Origin of the sequence: Schaalia naturae (genome assembly GCF_042665795.1) — a bacterium.
Taxonomy (GTDB): domain Bacteria; phylum Actinomycetota; class Actinomycetes; order Actinomycetales; family Actinomycetaceae; genus Pauljensenia; species Pauljensenia naturae.
Map to the genome: position 1 here is coordinate 1 of NZ_JBHTEF010000007.1, position 6,157 is coordinate 6,157.

Here is a 6,157-nt window from a genome sequence, read left to right on the forward strand (position 1 = left end):
CAGGAAGGACGGGGGTGTGGGGCCGGACAGTGGAGGCCCCCAAGAAGGTACGTTCGGCCGCCGCGCCCGGACAAGGAGCACCCGTTGCGCACCGATGCGCGGATCGTTGCGTCCGTGGCCCGCTGCCCGGCGATTCGTTGCGCGGGCCCGCTCGCCCCCGCCCTCCGGGTCAGGTCGGGGAGCCGGACGAGAACCTGCGCAGCAGCGGGGAGAGCACCAGCACCGACTTGGTGCGCTCCACGAACGGCTCCCCCGCGATCCGCTCCAGGACCCGTTCGAAGTGCCGCATGTCGGAGGCGAAGACCTGGGCGACGGCGTCCGCGTCGCCGGTGACCGTGGACGCGGCGACGACCTCCTGGTAGCGCTCCAGACCGCGTTGGATGGTCTCCGGTGAGGTGTTGCTGCGGCAGTAGATCTCGACGAACCCCTCGGTGTGCCAGCCGAGGGCGGCCGGGTCCACCCGTACGGTGAACCCGGTGATCGCCCCGGTGGCGCGCAGCCGGTCCACGCGGCGTTTCACGGCGGGCGCGGACAGGCCGACGAGCTGCCCGATGTCCGCGTAGGAGCGGCGGGCGTCCTCGGCGAGGGCGTGCACGATGCGTTCGTCGAGATCGTTCAGCACTGCGGGTCGTTCACTTCACTTCGGCTGGGGCGGGACGGGCGCGGCGGGACCGCACCCGAGGACGGGCGCGGCGGGGCACCGCACCCGAAGTAGATCACGCCAGCCGGTGCGCGGCTCAGCTCCAGCTGGCGTGCAGCGGCTTGCCCTCGGCGTAGCCCGCGGCGCTCTGCACGCCGACGACGGCCTTCTCGGCGAACTCCTCCAGGGAGGCGGCACCGGCGTAGGTGCAGGAGGAGCGGACGCCCGCGATGATCGAGTCGATCAGGTCCTCGACGCCGGGCCGGGCCGGGTCCAGGTACATGCGGGAGGTGGAGATGCCCTCCTCGAACAGCGCCTTGCGGGCGCGGTCGTAGGCGGACTCCTCGCTGGTGCGGTTGCGCACGGCGCGCGCGGAGGCCATGCCGAAGGACTCCTTGTAGAGGCGCCCGCTGGCGTCCTGCTGGAGGTCGCCGGGCGACTCGTAGGTCCCGGCGAACCAGGAGCCGATCATCACGTTGGACGCCCCGGCGGCGAGCGCCATCGCCACGTCGCGCGGGTGGCGGACGCCGCCGTCGGCCCACACGTGCTTGCCGTACTTGCGGGCCTCCGGCGGCGCACTCCAGGACCGCGGAGAACTGCGGCCGTCCGACGCCGGTCATCATGCGGGTGGTGCACATGGCGCCGGGACCGACGCCGACCTTGACGATGTCGGCGCCCGCCTCGATCAGGTCGCGCACGCCCTCGGCGGAGACGATGTTGCCCGCGGCGATCGGCACCCGGGGGTCGAGGGCGCGCACCACCTTGACGGCGGTGATCATCGACTCCTGGTGGCCGTGCGCGGTGTCGATGACGAGGGTGTCCACGCCCGCGTCGAGGAGCTGCTTGGCCTTGCCCGCCACGTCGCCGTTGATGCCGACGGCGGCGGCGACGCGCAGCTTGCCGGACGCGTCGACGGCCGGGGTGTAGAGGGTGGCGCGCAGGGCGCCCTTGCGGGTCAGGATCCCGGCGAGCTTGCCGTCGGCGTCGACGGCGGGGGCGTAGCGGCGGTTGTGCTGGTCGAGGGTGTTGAACGCCTCGCGCGGGTCTATGTCGGCGTCCAGCAGGAGCAGGTCCTTCGACATGACCACTTCGAGCTGGGTGAAGCGGTCGACGCCGCTGAGGTCGGCGTCGGTGACCACGCCGATCGGGCGGCCCGCGTCGTCCACGACGACCCCGGCGTCGTGCGCGCGCTTGGACAGCAGGCCGAGCGCGTCGGCGACGGTCTGATGGGGGGCCAGCACGATCGGGGTGTCCAGCACCAGGTGGCGGCTCTTGACCCAGGAGACGACGTCGGCGACGACGTCGATCGGGATGTCCTGCGGGATGACCACCAGGCCGCCGCGCCGGGCCACCGTCTCGGCCATCCGGCGGCCCGCGATGGCGGTCATGTTGGCGACGACGAGCGGGATGGTGGTGCCGGTGCCGTCCGGGAGCTGAGGTCCACGCCCTGCCGGGAGCCGACGGCGGACCGGCTCGGCACCATGAAGACGTCGTCGTACGTCAGGTCGTACGAGGGCTGGAGGTCGTTGAGGAAACGCACGTGCTGCACATCCCAGTCGTTCAGAGGTGGCCCCCGGACAGGTCAGCCAGGGGGAAGAGCACGTACTTCATTGTCCCATGGCGACCGTAATGCCCCGCCCGGTCGGATCGTCCAGGCAGGTCAGAGGCGCCTTGGGAGGTTCCTCCAAGAACCCTCCCGCGGCGCCTCGGCACGTCCCGTATCCCTCGGCGTGGGTCAGGGTCCGTCCGGGTCGGCCCGGTTCAGGGCCGGGCGCGGGGTGGATCCGGCCGCCATCAGGTAGTCCGCGGCGGAGGTGTCCGTCACCAGGCTGGTGACGAGCCCGCTGCGCAGCACCGCGTCGATCGCGGCGGCCTTGCGCTGCCCGCCCGCGATGGCCACCACCTCGGGGATACGGCGGAGCTGGTCGGCCTTGACCGTGATGCACCGCTCCCCCAGGTCCCGGCCGACCCGGCGGCCCTCGGCGTCGAAGAGGTGCGCGGACATCTCGGCGGCGACGCCGAGCGAGGCGTAGTGCGCCCGCTCCTCGTCGCTGAGCATGTCGTGCACCGTGGAGATGCCGGGCTCCCAGGAGCCGATGGAGACACAGGCGACCGTGACCTTGTCGAAGTACTCGAAGGCGCGGGCGATCCCGGTCTGGTGGCGCAGCGCGGCTGCCGTGGCCTCGTCGGGCAGCAGCATGGGCGCGTAGATGGGGTGGGCGTCGCCGCCGGACACCTGGGCGGCGCGGCGGACGGCCTCCACCGAGCCGCGCTCGGCGGTCCCGGCGTCGTACACGCCCGTCAACTGCACCACCGTGCAGGGCGGCAGCCGGTTCAGGGCCGCCGCCATGTGGATGGTGGAGCGGCCCCAGGCCAGGCCCAGTACGTCGCCCTCGTTGACGAGTTCGCCGAGCAGGTCGGCGGCCACCTCACCGAGGTTCTCGGGGTCCGGGGTCTCCTCGGCGTCGGCCGGGGACTCGACGACGACGGCGTGCCTGAGGCCGTACCGGGCGCGCAGCGCGTCGGAGCGCTCGGCGTCCAGTTCGGCGGGGACTCGGATCTCGATGCGCACGAGATCCCGTTCGAGGGCGGTCTCCAGGACCCTGGCCACCTTGAAGCGGCTGACGCCGAACTCCTCCGCGATCTGGATCTTGGACTTACCCTCAAGGTAGAAGCGGCGGGCCATGGCCGCCGCCTGCACCAGCTCAGCGGGTCCCATCCGCATGGCTGACCGGCCCGCCGACATACCCGACACGGCGATCTCCTCACTGCTGTTCACACTCTGGATACGCCGTTCATCCTTGCAGATGCGGCGCGGTTGATCAGCCCGGATGAGAGCCGTTCACATTCCCGTGGTTCAGTGGCCGCATGACCAGGACGCGGCGGCCGTGGCCGCCTCCGCCTGGGTGCGCAGTGCACGTACCGCCTCGGCCGGGTCGTCCGCCCCGTAGACCGCGGACCCGGCGACGAAGACGTCGGCGCCCGCTTCCGCGCACCGCTCGATGGTGGCGGCCGAGACGCCCCCGTCCACCTGGAGCCACAGCTCGAGCCCGTGCTTGCTGATCAACTCGCGGGTCCGCCGGATCTTCGGGAGCATGATGTCGAGGAACGCCTGCCCGCCGAAGCCCGGCTCAACCGTCATGACCAGCAGCATGTCGAGTTCGGGGAGCAGGTCCTCGTAGGGCTCGATCGGCGTCGCGGGCCGCAGCGCCATCGCGGCGCGGGCGCCCTTGGCCCGGATCTCCCGGGCCAGCCGTACCGGGGCGGTGGCGGCCTCGACGTGGAAGGTGACGGAACCGGCGCCCGCTTCGACGTACTGCGGGGCCCACCGATCGGGGGCCTCGATCATCAGATGGCAGTCCAGCGGGGTGTCCGTCGCACGGGCCAGCGACTCTACGACCGGCACACCGAGGGTGAGGTTCGGGACGAAATGGTTGTCCATGACGTCGACATGGAGCCAGTCGGCTCCCTGCACCGCCTGCGCCTCCTCCGCGAGGCGGGCGAAGTCGGCGGACAGGATGCTGGGGTTGATCTGCGGGGCCATGACCCAAGCCTGCCATGTCGCTGCGCTCGGCTGTAACGGCGGTCCCCGGTGGCTAGGGTTGTGGGTCGACTGCGGGCCGTGGGGGCTTGTCGCGCAGTTCCCCGCGCCCCTTCGGGGGCGCTGGTGCGGAGGTGGGTATGACTGGTGACCGGGGTGTGGGGCGTCTGGTCTGCGGGGCGCGGGCCAAGTGGCTGGTGGTGGGGTTGTGGGTGGTGGTGCTGCTCGTCGTCGCGCCGCTCGCGCAGAAGCTGGCCGACGCGCAGGACAACGACGCGCAGTCGTGGCTGCCGGGCTCGGCGGAGTCCACCCAGGTTCTGGAGATCTCCGAGGACTTCCGGCCGGAGCAGATCCCGGCCGTGGTGGTCTACGCCCGCGACGGCGGCCTGACGGCCGCGGACCGGGCGCGGATCGCGGAGGACGTGCAGGAGTTGAGGCAACTGCGCGACCACGGCGTCCGGGGCGCCGAGACCCGCGGTCCGGTCTTCGACCGTGACACCGATCCGCGGGCCGCCCAGGTCTTCGTACCGATCACGATGGACGAGAAGGGCTGGGAGCGGATCTCCCCGGCCGTCGAGTCGATCCGCGACGACGTCGGGGAGAGCACCGGCGGGCTGGCCGTCCACATCACCGGCCCCGGCGGCACCTCGGCCGACTTCTCCGAGGCGTTCGAGGGCATCGACTCCACGCTGCTGTTCGCCGCGATGACGGTGGTCATCGTGATGCTGCTGCTCACCTACCGCAGTCCGACGCTGCTGGTGGTGCCGCTGCTGTCGGTGGTCGGCGCGCTGTTCACCGCGCAGGCGCTGGTGTACCTGCTCGCCGAGCACGGCGGGCTCACGGTGAACGGGCAGAGCGCGGGCATCCTGCTGGTCCTGGTCTTCGGCGCGGGCACGGACTACGCGCTGCTGCTGGTGGCCCGCTACCGGGAGGAGCTGCGCCGCCACGAGGACCGGCACGAGGCGATGGCGCTGGCGCTGCACCGCGCGGGCCCGGCGGTGGTCGCGTCGAGCGCCACGGTCGTCCTGAGCATGTTGGTGCTGATGGCCGCCGAGATGAACTCCACCAGCGGTCTCGGCCCGGTCGCGGCCATCGGGGTCGCCGTCGCGCTGCTGGCGATGCTGACGCTGTTCCCGGCGCTGCTGGTGATCTTCGGCCGCTGGATCTTCTGGCCGGTGATCCCCCGCTACGGCAGCCCCGACCCCACCGAGCGGGGCGTCTGGGCGCGCACCGGCCGCCGTATCGCACGCCGACCGCGCATGGTGTGGGCCGTGACGGCCGGGGTCCTGGCGGTCTGCTCCCTCGGCCTGATCCAACTGCGCGCGGAGGGCATCAGCAACGCCGACGCGTTCACCGGCGAGCCGGACTCGATCGTCGGGCAGGAGGTCTCCGCGCGCTACTTCCCGGCGGGCAGCGGCGACCCACTCGTGATCGTGGCCAACCAGCCGCAGGCCGAGCAGGTGGGCCGGGCGGTGGCCGGGACGCAGGGCGTGGTGCCGGAGTCACTGGGTCCGGCGCCCGGCGCGAAGACGGTGCACGAGGGCCGGGTGCTGTTCGAGGCGACCATGTCCGACCCCGCCGACAGCGAGGCCGCGAAGCAGACCGTCGAACGGGTCCGGGACGCCGTGCACGACGTGCCCGACGCCGACGCGCTGGTGGGCGGCGGTACGGCGGCCCTGCTGGACATGGACGAGGCGACCACCCACGACAACGTCCTGATCATCCCGCTGGTGCTGGTCGTGGTGCTGCTGATCCTGTGCGTCCTGCTGCGCGCCCTGATCGCGCCGCTGCTGCTGATCGGCACGGTGATCCTGTCCTTCGCCGCGGCCCTGGGCATCAGCGCGCTCGCCTTCCGGTACCTCTTCGACTACGCGGGCGAGACGACCGACTTCCCGCTCTTCGTCTTCGTGTTCCTGGTCGCCCTGGGCATCGACTACAACATCTTCCTGACCACCCGCATCCGCGAGGAGGCGGCC

Annotated in this window: 4 protein-coding genes and 2 pseudogenes; 1 reads left to right on the forward strand and 5 read right to left on the reverse strand. The window is 72.0% G+C overall.

Features of this window, described 5'->3' with window-relative positions:
- Window positions 1-169: 169 nt before the first annotated feature.
- From ACFQWG_RS14070 to rpe, 5 genes and pseudogenes are all read right to left on the reverse strand, one after another.
- Window positions 170-622: an Lrp/AsnC family transcriptional regulator gene (locus tag ACFQWG_RS14070; protein WP_031067555.1), complete on the reverse strand. Its 453-nt coding sequence runs from the start codon at window positions 620-622 to the stop codon at window positions 170-172.
- Window positions 623-737: 115 nt separating this feature from the next.
- Window positions 738-1,196, reverse strand: a pseudogene (locus tag ACFQWG_RS14075) (IMP dehydrogenase); the annotation flags it as partial.
- A gap of 73 nt (window positions 1,197-1,269) precedes the next feature.
- Window positions 1,270-2,028, reverse strand: a pseudogene (locus ACFQWG_RS14080) (IMP dehydrogenase); the annotation flags it as partial.
- 347 nt (window positions 2,029-2,375) lie between these two features.
- A complete protein-coding gene (locus ACFQWG_RS14085) occupies window positions 2,376-3,419 on the reverse strand; it encodes a sugar-binding transcriptional regulator (RefSeq protein WP_380976496.1) in 1,044 nt (347 codons plus the stop codon).
- A 78-nt stretch (window positions 3,420-3,497) separates the two neighbouring features.
- Window positions 3,498-4,184 (reverse strand): ribulose-phosphate 3-epimerase, encoded by a 687-nt coding sequence (rpe, locus tag ACFQWG_RS14090; RefSeq protein WP_380976498.1) that lies wholly within the window; start codon window positions 4,182-4,184, stop codon window positions 3,498-3,500.
- A gap of 137 nt (window positions 4,185-4,321) precedes the next feature.
- On the opposite strand from rpe, the gene ACFQWG_RS14095 reads away from it, so the two are divergent.
- A partial coding sequence (locus ACFQWG_RS14095; RefSeq protein WP_380976500.1) for an MMPL family transporter occupies window positions 4,322-6,157 on the forward strand: 1,836 nt, incomplete at its 3' end.